The 16,737-nt window shown below is 39.0% G+C and carries 17 protein-coding genes; 5 read left to right on the forward strand and 12 right to left on the reverse strand.

Annotated elements, in window-relative coordinates:
• Window positions 1-156 precede the first annotated feature (156 nt).
• Window positions 157-1,308: a glycosyltransferase gene (locus F777_RS0100505; protein ID WP_026750329.1), complete on the reverse strand. Its 1,152-nt coding sequence runs from the start codon at window positions 1,306-1,308 to the stop codon at window positions 157-159.
• 143 nt (window positions 1,309-1,451) lie between these two features.
• Between F777_RS0100505 and F777_RS0100510 the strand changes: the two genes are divergently transcribed.
• Together F777_RS0100510 and F777_RS0100515 are read left to right on the forward strand one after the other, a co-directional pair.
• Window positions 1,452-1,916, forward strand: coding sequence for a MarR family winged helix-turn-helix transcriptional regulator (locus tag F777_RS0100510; protein ID WP_026750330.1), 465 nt, complete (start codon window positions 1,452-1,454; stop codon window positions 1,914-1,916).
• 30 nt (window positions 1,917-1,946) lie between these two features.
• Window positions 1,947-3,737, forward strand: coding sequence for an acyl-CoA dehydrogenase family protein (locus F777_RS0100515; RefSeq protein ID WP_026750331.1), 1,791 nt, complete (start codon window positions 1,947-1,949; stop codon window positions 3,735-3,737).
• Between the two features lie 123 nt (window positions 3,738-3,860).
• Here F777_RS0100515 and F777_RS15150 read toward each other — a convergent pair whose 3' ends face one another.
• The 7 genes from F777_RS15150 to mqnC form a co-directional block, all read right to left on the reverse strand.
• On the reverse strand, window positions 3,861-4,403 hold the full coding sequence (locus F777_RS15150; protein ID WP_051408331.1) for a L,D-transpeptidase family protein: 543 nt from the start codon (window positions 4,401-4,403) through the stop codon (window positions 3,861-3,863).
• Between the two features lie 94 nt (window positions 4,404-4,497).
• A complete protein-coding gene (locus F777_RS0100525; RefSeq protein ID WP_152530819.1) occupies window positions 4,498-5,361 on the reverse strand; it encodes an outer membrane beta-barrel protein in 864 nt (287 codons plus the stop codon).
• 23 nt (window positions 5,362-5,384) lie between these two features.
• Entirely contained in the window at window positions 5,385-6,518 is a 1,134-nt protein-coding gene (locus F777_RS0100530; RefSeq protein WP_026750333.1) for an anti-sigma factor, read from the reverse strand.
• Window positions 6,518-7,003 (reverse strand): RNA polymerase sigma factor, encoded by a 486-nt coding sequence (locus F777_RS0100535; protein WP_026750334.1) that lies wholly within the window; start codon window positions 7,001-7,003, stop codon window positions 6,518-6,520. The genes F777_RS0100530 and F777_RS0100535 overlap by 1 nt, the downstream gene beginning before the upstream one ends.
• 141 nt (window positions 7,004-7,144) lie before the next feature.
• Window positions 7,145-7,618: a hypothetical protein gene (locus F777_RS0100540; RefSeq protein ID WP_026750335.1), complete on the reverse strand. Its 474-nt coding sequence runs from the start codon at window positions 7,616-7,618 to the stop codon at window positions 7,145-7,147.
• A 4-nt stretch (window positions 7,619-7,622) separates the two neighbouring features.
• Entirely contained in the window at window positions 7,623-8,066 is a 444-nt protein-coding gene (locus tag F777_RS0100545) for a hypothetical protein (protein ID WP_152530820.1), read from the reverse strand.
• A gap of 69 nt (window positions 8,067-8,135) precedes the next feature.
• Window positions 8,136-9,302: a cyclic dehypoxanthinyl futalosine synthase gene (gene mqnC / locus F777_RS0100550; protein WP_235785871.1), complete on the reverse strand. Its 1,167-nt coding sequence runs from the start codon at window positions 9,300-9,302 to the stop codon at window positions 8,136-8,138.
• 78 nt (window positions 9,303-9,380) lie between these two features.
• Here mqnC and F777_RS15155 point away from each other — a divergent pair, with 78 nt between their 5' ends.
• The 3 genes from F777_RS15155 (at window position 9,381) to F777_RS0100565 (ending at window position 13,133) form a co-directional block, all read left to right on the forward strand.
• A complete protein-coding gene (locus F777_RS15155) occupies window positions 9,381-10,499 on the forward strand; it encodes an aspartyl protease family protein (RefSeq protein ID WP_152530821.1) in 1,119 nt (372 codons plus the stop codon).
• Window positions 10,500-10,604: 105 nt separating this feature from the next.
• Window positions 10,605-11,840, forward strand: coding sequence for a M16 family metallopeptidase (locus F777_RS0100560; RefSeq protein WP_026750338.1), 1,236 nt, complete (start codon window positions 10,605-10,607; stop codon window positions 11,838-11,840).
• 12 nt (window positions 11,841-11,852) lie between these two features.
• A complete protein-coding gene (locus tag F777_RS0100565; RefSeq protein ID WP_026750339.1) occupies window positions 11,853-13,133 on the forward strand; it encodes a M16 family metallopeptidase in 1,281 nt (426 codons plus the stop codon).
• Here the strand turns inward: F777_RS0100565 and F777_RS0100570 are convergent.
• From F777_RS0100570 to F777_RS0100585, 4 genes are read right to left on the reverse strand one after another with little or no spacing between them, the layout of a single operon-like run.
• Window positions 13,126-13,764 (reverse strand): low molecular weight phosphatase family protein, encoded by a 639-nt coding sequence (locus F777_RS0100570; RefSeq protein ID WP_051408332.1) that lies wholly within the window; start codon window positions 13,762-13,764, stop codon window positions 13,126-13,128. The two genes, F777_RS0100565 and F777_RS0100570, sit on opposite strands and share 8 nt — an antisense overlap.
• 28 nt (window positions 13,765-13,792) lie before the next feature.
• Window positions 13,793-14,854: an ACR3 family arsenite efflux transporter gene (arsB, locus tag F777_RS0100575; RefSeq protein WP_037368975.1), complete on the reverse strand. Its 1,062-nt coding sequence runs from the start codon at window positions 14,852-14,854 to the stop codon at window positions 13,793-13,795.
• A gap of 51 nt (window positions 14,855-14,905) precedes the next feature.
• Complete coding sequence (locus F777_RS0100580; RefSeq protein ID WP_026750342.1) at window positions 14,906-15,793, reverse strand: arsenite methyltransferase; 888 nt, start codon at window positions 15,791-15,793, stop codon at window positions 14,906-14,908.
• A gap of 28 nt (window positions 15,794-15,821) precedes the next feature.
• Window positions 15,822-16,154 (reverse strand): ArsR/SmtB family transcription factor, encoded by a 333-nt coding sequence (locus F777_RS0100585; RefSeq protein WP_026750343.1) that lies wholly within the window; start codon window positions 16,152-16,154, stop codon window positions 15,822-15,824.
• Between the last annotated feature and the right edge of the window lie 583 nt (window positions 16,155-16,737).

A 16,737-nucleotide genomic window follows, 5' to 3' on the forward strand; every position in this document is an offset into this window, starting at 1 on the left:
AGCAAAAAGGGATAAACACAGGAATAGATTTGGTATCTAATATTGAAACGGAAGAGTGAAAATGTTCAGACTACTAATGGCCCCTTTTATACTTGCAGGTTTATTTATTTATGCATGGTTCCCGGATAAGACGAATAAAAAAAACCATCAGCGGGATTATTGAACCTTCCTGCTTTTCCATTGATAAGATCCAAACTTACCTAGCCAGCCGGCAATTACTGTGTATACAATATGGAATGGTTGCATCAAAGGAAAATACAGCAACCATTTTTTCAGTTGAAAAAAATGGGCAACTGGTAACAGGAATCCCAACTCAGCAAAAGTTTTAATTCCTATCAGTAAAAGTACATTGGGAAACAAAGCAGGATAAAACAAACTGGCAATCAGTCCGGCAAATAACATCGCATTCTGCAGATATACCAGCCAAAGTACCAGCAATATACCCTTGTCTTCATAATAACTGGCTTTGCTGGCCCAACGGATGCGCTGGTGCAAAAATTGTTTCCAATTGGGCATGGGATCTGTTAGCACAATCGACTGCGCTGAAAATAAATAAGATAAGCGATTGCCAAACTCCCTTTTCATTTTATGCATGAGCAACATATCGTCTCCACTGGCCAGATGATCTATCCCCCTGAATCCCCCCACCTGCTCAAATGCCTGTTTGCTGTAAGCCAGATTAGCTCCATTGCACATGGTATGCGAGCCGGCCGATACAGCAGCAGCTGTAATCCCCTGTAAACTCATAAAATCGAGCAATTGAAAAATGCCACTGAACTTTCCATTGTTAGAAAACATTACCGGTGCAGCAATAAAAACCGGATTCTCTTTGGCAATCATGGCATTAAAATGCTGCAACCACAAAGCAGGCACAATACAATCCGCATCCGTTGTAACTATCCAGGTACCCTTACTTTTCGAAATGGCCAGTTCAATTGCTTTTTTCTTATACGCGAGCTGATTCCCATCCTGATAAAAATCCTGCAGTGAAATCAATTTCACCTGTGGAAATTTTACTGCCAGCTTGCTCACTTTGGCAGCCGTATCATCAGTTGAAAAATCATCCACCACTAAAATTTCATAGCAGTCTGAAGGATATTGTTGCCGAAGAATGCTTTGTAGGCAGGCTTCAATACGTTCTGATTCATTTCTGGCTGGAACAATTACAGAGAAAAAAACAGGGGTTTGCAGCAGCTGGGAATTGGCTTCAAATGGCTTTAGCCGATTAAACCAAAATCGGTACAGCCAGATTAACCCGCTGTACAAAGCGGCCAGTATTACCCCAATAATAAGAAACCATGCCTCCATTACAGCAAAGAAAATCAATCTATTCCAATAAAACAGTTAGTTAAAAACCTAGCAACCCTAAAGTTTCATTCAAATTTTATCCCCGAATTCTTGGTTTTATGAAAGAAACGGGTCAACTTTGAATTAGTTGCATAACTAACTATATGCCAAACAACCATTTTAAAAGAGGAGAATTATACAGCGTCATCAATGGGATGGCTTCTACTGCCGTGGCCAGAAGATTACAGAAAAATTTCCGCAATGCGGGATTAGAAATCACGATTGAGCAGTGGAGCGTTTTATACCATTTATGGAAGGAAGACGGACTGAGCCAGCAGGAACTCTGTAACAGAACTTTCAGAGACAAACCCAGTATCACCCGCTTAATAGACAATTTAGAAAAACAACAACTGGTAAAAAGAGTAGCTTCTCCCACCGACAGAAGAATCAACCTGGTTCAACTAACAGAGGCGGCCAAAGACCTTCAGCAAATTACCATTGACCTGGCCAACCAAACCATGGCGGAAGCATTGGTAGGAGTGGATAAGAAAGAAATTGAAATTGTTAAATCGGTTTTTCAGCGCGTATACGATAACCTAACCTTAACACCGGTAGAACAACTGAATTAAGAACTTTATAAATACATTAAACAATTAACGATGGAAGCCACAAACAAAACAAAAGCCCTGTTGGGTGGAGAATGGATCATCAAGGAAAGCAATCCCCATGAAACTTTTATTCCTGAGGATTTCAATGAGGAACAGCAGATGGTGATGGATATGTGCCATCAGTTTTTAGACACAGAAGTATTACCCATTGTAGACCGCATTGATAAAATGGAGCCTGGACTAGTTGCCTCATTAATGAACAAAGCCGGCGAACAAGGGTTACTGTCTACTTCTTTCCCGGAAGAATATGGTGGCTTGGGCAAGGACTTTATTACCTCTACTATTGTTAATGAGGGAATGGGTGGAGGATATTCCTTCTCTGTTGCAGTAGCAGCACATACCGGTATTGGTTCATTGCCTATTTTATATTTTGGAACAGAAGCACAGAAACAAAAGTACATTCCCAAGCTGGCCAGTGGGGAGTGGAAGGGCGCTTATGGATTAACAGAGCCCAATAGTGGTAGTGATGCATTGGGTGCAAAGACCACTGCCAAGTTAAGCGAAGACGGAAAATATTATATTTTAAATGGCCAAAAATGCTGGATTACCAATGGTGGTTTTGCTGATGTGTACACCGTATTTGCAAAAATTGATGGTGATAAATTCACCGGATTTATTGTTGATCGTGGCACAGAAGGATTCACACAAGGGCCCGAAGAACACAAAATGGGAATCAAAGGTTCTTCTACCGTTCAGCTGTATTTCCAGGATTGTAAAGTACCTGTTGAAAATGTACTGGGCGAAATTGGCAAAGGACATATCATTGCCTTCAATATCCTTAACATTGGTCGATTAAAATTATGCGCAGCAACATTAGGCGGTGCAAAAAGAGCAACCGATACTTCGGTTCAGTACGCAAAAACCAGAGAGCAGTTTAAATTACCCATTGCCAAGTTTGGCGCAATTCGTCACAAAATGGCTGAAATGGCCATTCGCTTATGGGTTTGTGAATCTGCCCTTTATCGTTCTGCCAAATGGATTGATGATAAAGAACATGAACTTGCTGCCAGTGGCAAGTCCTTTGCTGAAGCCCTGTTAGGTGCAGCAGAAGAATATGCTATAGAATGTGCCATCTTAAAAGTTTACGGTAGTGAAGTTTTGGATTATGTAGTAGACGAAGGAGTGCAAATTCACGGAGGAAACGGTTTCTCTGATGAATACGATATTTCAAGAGCTTACAGAGACAGCAGAATAAATAGAATTTATGAAGGAACCAACGAAATCAATCGTTTGTTAACCGTAGATATGGTATTGAAGCGTGCCATGAAAGGTAAACTTGATTTAATGGGACCCGCTATGGCTGTTCAAAAAGAACTGATGAGTATTCCTGATTTCGGATCGGAAGAAGAAGGTACTTATGCAAAAGAATTGAAAGCCATTGCTAACTTCAAAAAAGCCATTTTAATGGTTGCAGGAGCTGCTGTTCAAAAGCTAATGATGCAATTAGACAAGGAGCAGGAAATTTTAATGAATATTGCAGATATGGCCATTGAAGTTTTCCATGCAGAAAGTGCATTGATGCGTGTTATGAAACTGGCTTCTTTAAAAGGAGACGCAGCAGTTGCAACACAAAATGATATCATGCGCACCTATTTGTATGATGCAGCTGACCGCATAAACAAAGCAGGTAAAGATGCATTGAACAGCTTTGCAGAAGGCGATGAACTTCGAATGATGCATATTGGACTGAAGCGTTTTACCAAGGTAGAACCATTCAATACCAAAGATGCACGCAGAAGAATTTCAGATCGTCTGATAGCAGACAATGGATACAAAATATAATCAGCCTTATTTGCAGAATTAAAATAAGAAGCCCCGGCCAACTGGTCGGGGCTTTTATATTTCATTTAAAAAAAATTAATTCAGCATTCTGTTGTGATAATCAAAATATCACGGTCTATCAAATTAGCGCCTGATTTCTACTCTGGTTCCAACTGGCAGCATTTCAAATAATTCCTGTACATATTTGTTTTTGGTACTGATGCAACCCTCTGTCCAGTTTCTGTATTCATCAATTGCAAAATCATCGTGGGGTACCGTTCCGTGAATTCCTATTTCTCCACCAATTTTTGCATTTGGGGGAATAATACCTAATGCTTTACGCTGATTGAATTTGGCATAGCTTTCAGCAGTAGGATAGTCTATCAACATGAATCTTTCCCACCTGGCATGTTTACGTTTTCCGGTTATATGAAATACTCCTTCGGGGGTTCTTCTGTCTCCCTGGTATAGCTTGTCTCCCAAATCTTTGCTACCAAAAACAACCGGATAAGTTGCCAGCCACTCTCCTTCCTTATCATAAATCTTAAGCTCGTATTCGCTCTTGATAATATAGACAGAATAAGTATCCTTATCTGCTTTGGAAGGATCCAACACCCTGTGTTTTCTGAAAGATGTGGTCAGGGTAAAACCAGTTAAAAATAGTGTCCAGTAGATTGCCCTTTTCATAGTATCTGACTAAGAAACGTAAATTAATCCTTTGAATTGTGCCTCAACTGTTAATTCAAATTCCCTTAACAAAGATAAAACTTTGGGCAAAATATTACCAGGTACTCAATCTTACCCCCACCACAAAAGGGTATTGTTCCAAACGGGTTACATCTTTTTGTAATTTATTCAGACTATAAGATCCGTACAATCGAACCGGGCCAAGACCTATTTCACCAATGGCAGCCAAGCGGAAGGGTTCCATATAGAAATCTGCCTTTTCTTTTACCTTACCTCTTTCTGCGCTGATCTGCTTGTTTCGGCTGGCAATCAGGTAGCCTGCACTCACACCGGCACTAAAGCTGAATCCTTTGCGCTTATCAGGGGTAGTATTAATATTAATCATGAATGGAACAGTCAGGTAACCAGCATATAACTTATTCTTTGTAAACCCGATAGAATCATTAAATACATAAGGGGTAGGATCATTATTATAGCTTAATCTGGAGTCGTATCTGAAATTATACATTTCTAAACCCAGACCGTATTTCAGATTCAGCACATTCTTGCTCACATTTAATTTTTGCATAAAGAACCAAAGATTCACGTTAGAAGACTTACCTGTGTTCAAACGATAACTGTTCTCATTAACAGGACCATCCTGCGGTCTGAAGGTTCTGAAATAAGAACCCGCCTGCGCATAGCCATAATCTGTATTGTCGCGCATATTGGCAAAACCAAGGTCGAGTATCCACCAGTTGGTGCTAAGATTTTTACGTTTGGCTGGTCTTCTTTCTACCCTAAGTAGATTGTAGTTGTCTTTATTAATTCTTACTGATCCCGCGCTGTTATCGTCAGTTCCTTTTTTCTTAATGATAACAAAATTTCCAACTTTAATGGTATCGGTTTCTGAACTTGATTGTGCATTTCCCGCTACTGCAATGCATACCATTGCAACCATACTTACGATGCTTTTCATATTGTTTGCTTTATGTTTACTGATTATTTTCTTGGTCTGCCGTCTTCTTCATTTTGCTTTGCCCTTGAGCGGAAAATATTTCCTGCTTTTCTGAACAGTCCGCGAAGCCTGTCTTTATTAATTTCCAAAGCACCTATATAAAGACTTTTATCTTCATCAGAATCATCCAGCGCTGTGTACACTGGCTTAGATTCTTCCGGAGCAGCTTCTGCTTTCTCTTCCGGTGATTCAGCAATCAACGGCTTTTCAACTGCTGCCATTACAGGAACTACTTTTTCTGTATTTACCAACGGCACAGATGTATTAGGCTGATTAGATACCGAACTATTTACAGTAAGGGCTTCCCCCTGATTCCGTGCCGGTACCGTTTCTACCATTTTAATGATCGGGTTGTTATTGGCTACAACCGAAGTTGCTACCTGCCCTTGATTCATTTTATTACTGGCTTTTACCGCCTGATTGTCTGCATTAATAATTTTTACAGTAGAATAGCTAGCCCCATCTTCTTGTTTTCCAAAGCGTTGGTCAACTGTGTTTCCATTGGAACCCTGACCAGTGCTTTCTCCCTGACCAGTAGATTTATCGGAAGTTCCTACCAGCTCCGGTTCTGCTCCCCCAACTTCTAATGGCGCTTTTAAAGTATTCGTTGGCGCAAGCATCCAGACAGTTGCCATGATACCGATTACCGCTGCTGCTGCGGCATAACGCATCCAACGCATATAAAAAACAGGGCTCTTTCCGGATGTTTCTTTTTTGTATAAAATTTCCTTATTAGAGAAAACCAGCTTCTCCACAGGCAAACGGGTCTGTTGCAGCCACTCAAATTCTCTTTGCAATGTTGGATGTTGTAAAACAAAAAGCTCTACCTGTGTTTTATGTTCATCTGACAATTCATTATCTGTGTAAAGCAAGAACCATTCTTCATAATTATTAAGTGAAATATCCTGACCTTCTTTTTTTAATAAAACTTCCTTACCCTTAAATACCAGGGTTTCCTCTGGTTGCAACAGAGTGTTTTGTAATAATGTTAACTCCTCGGCAATGTCGGGATTCTCTGCTACAAACCGCTCTACAGCCTCATTCTCCTCAGAACTGAGTTCCCTGTCTACATAAAGTAGAAAGTAGCTTTCGTAATTATTTCGGTTAATAACAATCATTATAAAATATTTTCGGCGCTAACCAGATAGTTTTTTAAAGTAAGCCTGGCGCGGTGCAGATAAACTTTTACCTGACTCTCGCTTAAGCTCATAATCTTACCAATTTCTTCGTAGCTATAGCCTTCATAATCTTTCAGCATTACCAGACTTTTCTGGGTTTCATTCAGTCTGTTCAAAGCTTCCATCAAGGTTTTTCTGATTCCCGCATGAGGCTGATAGTGAACACCAGTTTGCTCTTCAAATGCTTCTTGTAAATGAACTCTTTTGTTTTTCCGGATATGATCAATCATCTGATTGTATCCCACGGTAAACAAGTAAGATTTTGACTTTTCTGCTTCTACCTGATCCCGGTTTTTCCAGAGCTTTTCAAAACTCGACTGTACAATATCTCTGGCGTCTTCCTCGTGCCGAAGGTTCTTCACGATAAACCTGAAAAGGCCATCGGCATGATTATTTACACATTCATTGTACTCAAACTCGGTCATACAAATTGAAACAGTTAGTGGTTTTGTATCTGTTATACGGATTAAGCGCCGTAATGTTACAGATGCCGAAAAATTTTCATAAAATTAGAAGCAAAGGGCTATGCGGGCTTACCAAATTGGTACAAAAGGGGATAAATCTCCTTAATTGGTAGATTGCTGAAATACATCCAGAAAGCCCCAGCGAACAAATAACCAGATTAGTACTGCATAAATAAGAATGAGTACCACTAATGACCCAATAAAATAGCGGAAACCACTTTTACCAATCCTTTTTTGTCTTTCCTCCGGGTAACTTAGCGTTTCTGCAATGATTTGCTGATAAACAGTTCGTATTCTGTAAAAAAAATATCCTAATAAAAAAACCAGCAGCGATCCTAAAAAAAGGGACAATTTGAAAGCCTGTAACCATTCCCACATGAATCGGTTTAGCACCAGGGTATCTTTGGACCGGTAAATGTCCATCTGGGTATAGAGGTAAATTCCGAAAAGACTAAGTGCATTGGCAACCCATACAATACCTACCATGAAGGGGCCTTGCGTTTTGGCCAATCCAGGCCTGTTCCTGTACTGACACCAAAGAAAATTGTGAGCGATAATGGCACCAAAAACAGTCATAACATTAATACACGTACTTAATTAAATAAACAACCACACCTGCAACAATAAAGAAAAACAACAGCGAAAAATAGAAATACCTGCCCCCTCTTTTGGCCACTGCATGCTTCTCTTCTTCTTCTAATTTGCTGAATCTTTTAATAATGTCTACGAATATAGCTTTGCCCCCGTATGCCCCAAAGCTCATAAAATACACCAAGGCTAAAAAAATAAGGATACCCAGTCTGCCGGCTAACTCCCAGTATCTGATTATTGCAAGAATCTCGTATACCTGTTCACTTTGATTAGTCATTAAGAGATAAACAATTCCCAGGCCCAGCAGAGAAAGTACATTACAAACCCACGCAAGACCTACCATATGTATACCATTGGTTTTAATGGCTAACATTTCACGATGCGTTCTTACGACCGTGTAATCATGGCAGATTACGGATTCGAAAATGTTCATTTAATAAAATTCAATACTATAGAGTGAAATTTGTTCTAAAGTTAATTGAATTTATAACAATTACGCTTATTAATAATTGATCGTTTGTTCCTCTATTGTTGCTGGAATCTCTCTCCACTCATATTGCTGATTTCTTAGCTGAGGTTCAAATCCTCCTTCTCGAATGGCTTCCTGTATGGTTTTATAGGTGAAGCGATGGGGGGCACCTGCTGCGCTCACAACATTTTCCTCAATCATGATGGATCCGAAATCGTTGGCTCCTCCATGTAAACACAATTGTGCTGTTTCCTTCCCTACCGTTAACCAGCTGGCCTGAATATTTTTCACATTAGGGAGCATAATACGGCTGATGGCAATCATTCGCATGTATTCATCCGGAGTGGTCAGGTTCTGAACCCCTCTGATTTTAGTTAACAGGGTATCTACGTCCTGGAAGGTCCATGGAATAAATGCCAGAAATCCTTTTGCATCGGCAGGTTTCATGGCCTGAACCGCTCTTATTTTTTCCAGGTGTATAAATCTTTCTTCAATGGTTTCCACATGTCCGAACATCATGGTAGCACTGGTGGTGATATCCAGTTTGTGCGCTTCGTGCATAATGGCCAGCCATTCGTCTGCACCACATTTACCTTTGGAAATCAATCGGCGTACCCGATCCACCAGTATCTCCGCACCAGCACCCGGCAAAGAGTCCAGCCCTGCTTCTTTCAATGCTTTCAACACATCGTGGTGACTCATTTTTTCTAATTTGGCAATATGTGCCACTTCGGGTGGTCCCAACGCATGCAATTTGATGGTTGGATACTCATTTTTAATCTGACGGAAGGTGGTTGTGTAAAAGTCCAATCCTAATTCAGGATGGTGTCCACCCTGTAATAGAAGCTGGTCACCACCATATTTCAGGGTCTCTTCAATCTTTTTCCTATAGGTAGGCATATCCGTGATATAGGCATCCGCATGTCCCGGTATTCTGTAGAAATTACAAAACTTACAATTGGCAATACAAACATTGGTAGTATTGACGTTCCGGTCGATTTGCCAGGTTACTTTTCCGTGAGGAACCTGCTTCTTGCGCAGTTCATCGGCTATATGCATTAAATCTGCCAGAGGAGCATGTTCAAACAAAAACATCCCCTCTTCTACAGTCAAAAACGAAAAATCAAGTGCTTTCTGGTATAAATTGGCTAATTCCATCATAATTGTATAAGCAACAAAGTTAACACAGATATGGTTCATCGCCGCCGATATCAACAAAACAGCAGGGTTATCAAATAATTCTTCATTTTGCGTAAAAACGGATTAAATTACTAGACCGTGAAAAAAATTTTTTCCATCATACTGCTGTTGGGGTCTCTTCAGTTAAGCGCACAGGAAGAATTTGTGCCACCGGATGCCCGTTTTATTACCAAAGTGCCCTTTTTTCAGTTAAGCGGGGGCATAATTATCTTAAAAGCCCAGCTGGATCAGTATTCAGATTCATTAAATTTTGTTTTGGATACCGGTAGCGGAGGTATTTCACTGGATTCCACTACCGTAGAGAAACTAAAAATTCCTACCCAGCAGTCCGAGAAATCCATCAGAGGCATTGCCGGAATTAAAAAAGTTGCTTTTGCCTATGACCATATCCTTAATATGCCCGGAATTCAGGTAAAACAATTGGATTTTCACATCAACAACTACGACTTATTAACCAGTGTTTACGGAATTAAAATAGATGGAATTATTGGTTACAGTTTTTTAAGAAGGTATATAGTTCACCTGGATTTTGATAAAAGAGTAATGGAAGTGTATGCTCCGGGGCGATTTAAATACCCAAAAGGAGGGCAATTGATCAGACCCAATTTCAGCACCCTGCCGCTGATGCAGGCAACTATTCAGGACAGCAAAACGCTCTTGAGCAGATATATATTTGATACCGGAGCTGGCTTGTGTTTCCTGCTCTCCAGAGATTTTGTAGATGACAGTCTGGTATTTAAGAGCAAAAGAAAGTTTTTTTTAACCCAGGCGGAAGGGTTGGGAGGCAAAAAGCAAATGGAAATTGCCGTAATGAAATCCATCAAAATTGGAAACTACAAATTCAAAAAAGTTCCTGTTCATATTTTTGAAGATGACTATAATGTTACCAATTATCCCACTTTGGGTGGATTAATTGGCAACGACTTATTAAGAAGATTCAATATTACCCTGAACTATCCCGAGCAGAGAATCCACTTAAAGCCCAATAACCATTTCAATGACCCATTCGATTACAGCTATACAGGGCTGGGTATTTATTTAATTGATGGTCAGATTAAAGTGATTGATATCATTGAAGGATCTCCGGGTGATAAAGCGGGCTTTAAAACAGACGATATTATTTTCTCCATCGAAAACAATACTTCCAATAATATACAGGCTTATAAAAACCTGTTTCAGAATTCAATAGGAAAATAAAAGTAATTGTTTTAAGAAACAATATTCCTGTACTATTGAACATGCAGGTGAAAGACATCCGGAAGTAAATAAGATACCCTAATTTGCATCCTTTTACAGATAGCTATGATAGACTATAACCGATTTACACTGGACAATGGTTTAACCGTTCTGGTTCATGAAGATACCGCTACTCCGATGGCAGTTGTGAATGTATTGTACGATGTGGGTGCAAGAGATGAAAACCCTTCCAAAACCGGATTTGCCCATTTATTTGAGCACCTTATGTTTGGCGGCAGCGTTCATATTCCGGACTACGACGAACCTTTACAAAGAGCCGGTGGAGACAATAACGCTTATACTACCAATGATTTAACCAATTATTATTGTCAGTTGCCGGCACAAAATATTGAAACGGCATTCTGGCTGGAAAGTGATCGCATGCTTAGTTTGGCCTTCAGTGAGAAAAGCCTGGCTGTTCAGCGAAAAGTGGTTTGCGAAGAATTCAGAGAGCATTATATCAACAAACCATATGGCGATGTTTGGAAACATATGCGCGAGTTGGCCTACACCGTTCATCCTTATCAGTGGATGACCATTGGCAAGGAATTGAGTCATGTAGAAAATGCGCATATTGATGATGTAAAAAATTTCTTCTTTAAACATTATCGTCCGGTAAATGCCATTCTGGTGGTAGCCGGAAATGTAAAAACCGAAGAAATAAAAAGGCTGGCAGAAAAGTGGTTTGGCCCCATTGAAATGGGAGAGAAATACATCCGCTGCTTGCCACAGGAACCCATCCAGGATCAGGCAAGAAGAAAAACCATTGAAGCCAATGTGCCACTGGATGCTTTTGTTAAAACATGGCATATGGATGCCCGTTTAGAAAAAGGATATTATGCAGCTGACTTAATTACAGAAATACTGGGCGGGGGTGCTTCTTCGCGATTATATCAGTCATTGGTAAAAGAACAGAAATTATTTTCTAATCTGGATTGCTACCATTTCGGAAGTATGGATGCTGGTTTGTTAACCATTGAAGGCAAGCTGGTGAAAGGAGTGGATATCCACAAAGCAGAACAGGCTATATCAGAGCAGTTGCATCAATTACAGGAAAACCTGGTTCCCATTGCCGAATTAACCAAAGTGAAAAATAAAACCGAGAGTGTAATTGCATTTGAAGATATGAGTATCATGAGCAGAGCAAGTAGCCTGGCCATGTACGAATTATTGGGAGACGCATCACTGATGAATACTGAACTGGAAAAATACCAGGAAATTAATTCGCAGGATATTCAGCAGTACAGTAAAAATATTTTCAGGGAAAGCAATAGCAACACGCTCCATTACCTGGCTAAATAAAGAAATGATTCCATGTTAGATAGAAATATACAACCTTCCATAGTTGATGCAGTTAGCTTTGATTTAAAACTGAGAAAATGCGAACAGTATCAGTTAGACAATCAGGTACCGGTATATAGCATGAATGCCGGCACGCAGGATGTACTGATGATTGAATGGGTATTCAAAGCAGGTAACTGGTTCGAGCAAAAAAACATTGTTGCTGGCACCACTAACTTTTTATTGAAAAATGGAACCAGCAATAAAACTGCGTATCAGATCAACGATCATTTTGAATTTCACGGGGCTTACCTGAACCGTGCCTGTTACAATGAAACAGCTACTATTACGCTGCATTGTCTGGCCAAACATATCAATGAACTTTTGCCAGTGGTAGCAGAACTAATAACGGAATCAATTTTCCCCGAAGAAGAACTGGCCACCTACAAACAAAACCAGAAACAAAAATTATCGGTTAGTTTAAAGAAATGTGATTTCATTGCCAACCGATTGATTGATGAATATATTTATGGTTTTCATCATCCCTATGGAAAATATACTTCTACGCTCGATTACGACCAGCTGAACAGAGAAGAGCTTATTGCCTATTTTAACCGGTTTTATGCAGAAGGGCATTGCACCATTTTTACAGCGGGAAAAATTCCATCTGATTTGCAACAGCAATTGAATACTTATTTTGGAGGGCTTCCTTTGCAACAAAGACCCATTCCGAATATTCAATATAACCTGCAACCTGCAATAGAAAAGAAGCAACAGATTATTAATGATGAGAATGGTGTTCAGGGAGCAATCAGAATTGCCAGACCCTTCCCGAACAAACATCATCCGGATTATCAGAAAACACAAATACTAAACAGTGTTTTTGGTGGATTTTTCGGATCAAGACTCATGAGTAATATAAGAGAAGACAAAGGATATACTTATGGCATTCATAGTTATATTCAAAATCATGTTGGCGAAACTGCCTGGATGATTAGTACCGAAGCCGGTCGCGATGTTTGTGAAGCTACCATTACAGAAGTATATAAGGAAATGGAAATACTCCAGAACGAACTCATTGATGAAGAAGAACTAAGCCTGGTAAAAAATTATATGCTGGGTACAGTTCTGGGCGATTTAGATGGGCCATTCCAGCTAATTGCACGTTGGAAGAATTATGTTCTCAACAACCTGGATGAAAACTATTTTTATAATAGTGTACAAACGATTAAATCAACCACAGCGGAAGAGTTACAGGAACTCGCGAAAAAGTACCTGAATCCTTCAGATTTTTATGAACTGACGGTTATTTAACCTGAGAAAAAATATATAGCATTTCAATTCCAATTTGCTTACTCCTTTCAAGATAAACTTCATTTTGCTGAGGAGTACCATCGGACAATTTGGGGTCTTCATAGGGCAGTTTGAATCTTCCATCGGCTCCCTGAACAATCGGGCAAGAATCGTCTGCGCTGGAACAAGTTAGTACAGCCCCATATTCCTTCTGAGGATTAGCCTCATGGGTATATAGTTTCGAAAAAGCCATCAATTTACTGGCATTGGCGGCATAAACAACTTCATAAACCGGGTTACTCCCAGGATCTTTAGCAATGATTTCAAATCCTATTTGTTGCAGAGCCTGAACTGCATTTACATTAAATGCGGTAACTTCTGTCCCCCCCGAATAGCAATAAACATTATCAACTCCGTAATAAGCAGCAGCAGCTTGTGCCATTAATTGAGATATATGACTACGTCTGGAATTATGGGTACAGATAAAAGTGAGTTGAATTCTTTTATTAATTTTTTTCTTTGCTCTTATGTAAGCACTGATTTCTTCCAAGGCCATTTTTCGCTCTGCAGGTATTTCACTGAAATTTAATGCGGCTTTATTAAAGAACAATTGTAAACCGGTCAATACTATTTGCTTTTGATCTGCTGTCATAACGAATAAATGACTAAAGAATGAATGATTAATTTAAGTTATACCATTTTGTTCTGAACCAGAATGCCAGATTCACCAATGCAATTAAAGCTGGCACTTCTACTAAGGGACCAATAACCCCTGCAAAAGCCTGCCCGCTGTTAATTCCAAAAACGCCTATAGCCACTGCAATAGCTAATTCAAAATTATTTCCTGTAGCAGTGAAAGCAATTGAAGTATTTCTGGAATAATCTGCTCCCAATTTTTTGCCAATAAAAAAGCTAATAAAAAACATCAGTGCAAAATAGACAACTAACGGAATGGCTATACGCAAAACGTCTATAGGAATTTTCACAATTAATTGCCCCTTTAAACTGAACATAAGTATAATGGTAAACAGTAAAGCAATTAACGTAACAGGAGAAATGAATGGGATAAACTTATTATTAAACCAATCCATTCCTTTCCATTTAATTAAAGCAAAACGGCTGATGATACCGGCAGCAAAAGGAATACCCAGATAAATACCAACCGATTGTGCTATTTCACCAATAGTGATATTTACATTCAATCCTTTTACGCCAAAATAAGGTGGGAGGAATGTAATAAATAAATAGGCATAGAAACTGTAAAATAAAACCTGAAAAATGCTATTCAGGGCAACCAGGCCTGCTGCATACTCTCTATTGCCTTCCGCTAAGTCATTCCAAACCACCACCATGGCAATACACCTGGCCAAACCAATCAGGATTAATCCAATCATGTATTCAGGATAATCTTTCAGAAAAACAATGGATAAAAAAAACATCAATATGGGGCCAATTACCCAGTTCAATAACAAGGATAGACTCAATACTTTCGTATTACTGAACACTTCGCCAATTTTGTTATAATTCACTTTAGCTAATGGAGGATACATCATCAGTATCAACCCAACAGCCAGCGGTATATTGGTTGTTCCGGATGAGAAGGATTCAATTTTTGAAGAAATACCGGGCACAAAATATCCGATACCAACACCAATAAGCATCGCTAAAAAAATCCAAACTGTTAAATACTGGTCTAAAAAGGAAAGTCTTTTTCGGTTGGCAACAGGTGCACAATGTTCCATTATCAATTATTTTATTCAGAATAAATTTTTGCCATTATGCATGACTTTAATTTAGCAACATCCACCACCCGGGGTGCAACAACTGCTTGTATTGGCGGCCTGTACACCTGTAGCATCTTCAACTATTACTGTTCCTGGTTTTTCTCCATATACTGTAATACTAAAAATGCCTGAACCTCCATTATTAAAAGCTGCTATCTCTGTATCCGTTAAATAATTTTTCAAAATATCATTCGGAATAACTATAGGTTTTTCTTTCTGTACAATGATATTTTCAAAATGATTCAAGTGAATCAGTTCCAGATAAACATCTTTTTGAATTGCACCTGCCACACAACCTGCATACATTTCAGCATCTTTCTTTAATGCTTCCGGCAGCTGGCCAACAATTACCACATCGGAAATACTGAAATGACCACCTGGTTTTAACACACGATAGATTTCTTTAAACACTCCATCCTTATTGGGAACAAGATTCAACACACAGTTACTCACTACCACATCCGCTATATTTCCGCCCAATGGCATATGTTCTATATCGCCTTCACGAAATTCCACATTATTAAATCCTAAGGCATCTGCATTATTTCTTGCTTTCTGAATCATGGCAGGTGTAAAATCAATACCAATTACTTTTCCTTTTTCACCAGTTTGTGCCCGGGCAACAAAACAATCATTGCCAGCACCACTTCCCAAATCCACTACCACATCACCTGCTTTAATTTGAGCAAACTGTGTTGGAAGTCCACAGCCCAATCCCAGATCTGCATTTTCATTGTACCCTTCCATCGTGGTATAATCATCACTCATGATATTATAGACTTCTGTGCTGCATCCGCCAGCACCACAACAGGAAGCTTTATTGTCTGCAACAGATTGATTCGCAATTTCTGCGTATTTATCTTTTACTATTTGTTTTAATTGTTCTTCGGTTTGCATAAAATATAATTTTAAATATTTGAATGATTTAACAACAGGATTGCTGTTGTACTTTAAGTTTAGAAAATAACTGATTAAAAGATTGATTGAATTTTTCAAAAGCTTTCCAATTAATGCAATAGCAACTCCTGGGTCCTTCAACGGTTCCCTTAATTAAACCGGCTTCTTTTAATTCTTTTAAATGTTGCGATACGGTAGACTGTGCCAATGGCAATACATCTACAATTTCTCCGCACACACATTCATTCTTTTGTGCGAGTACTTTTAATATAGCAATTCGGGCCGGATGCGAAAGCGCTTTGGCAAACAATGCCAATTCCTGTTCTGTTTTTAAAAACTCATCTAATTTAGGTGCTGCCATAATTCATCGTTTATATACGATAGAACAAAGCTAAGAAGATAATTTCAATTCATCGTATTTTTACGATTGAAATTTAAATAATGACTTCACTGAATTGATCAATAAAGAACCCTTACATTTTTATATATATATTCTCAATGCCGGGAATTCATACCTATATATAGTATCTGAGCATTTATACCCCATTTATAGCAGGCCTCCATTCATCCTTTTTTAAAACCGATTGTCACTTTCTTAAAATCCTGAAAATTATTAAAACATTGATTTTCAGCTAATTATACAAAACCAACATCTAAACTCAACCTATTACCTAAAAAAATCAGGTACTATGTGTTGCATAGTACTAAAAATATCCCCATCTTTGTGTTGTCAAAGTAATTAATCAAACAAAGCAATTAAAAATACTTATCATGAAACTGACAAACACAAACGCACTGGTTCAGCTTAATCAAAAAGCCCTGAACAATTTAACCCAGGTAGTGAATGAAACTATTGCTACTGGTGTAAGAGTAGAAAACAAAACAAAGAAAAGGTTTACAGTAGCCCAGCTTTGGAAAATTCAGCGTTACAGCAGAATTGCCCT

It is taken from the genome of Sediminibacterium sp. C3 (assembly GCF_000508085.1).
Classification (GTDB): domain Bacteria; phylum Bacteroidota; class Bacteroidia; order Chitinophagales; family Chitinophagaceae; genus Sediminibacterium.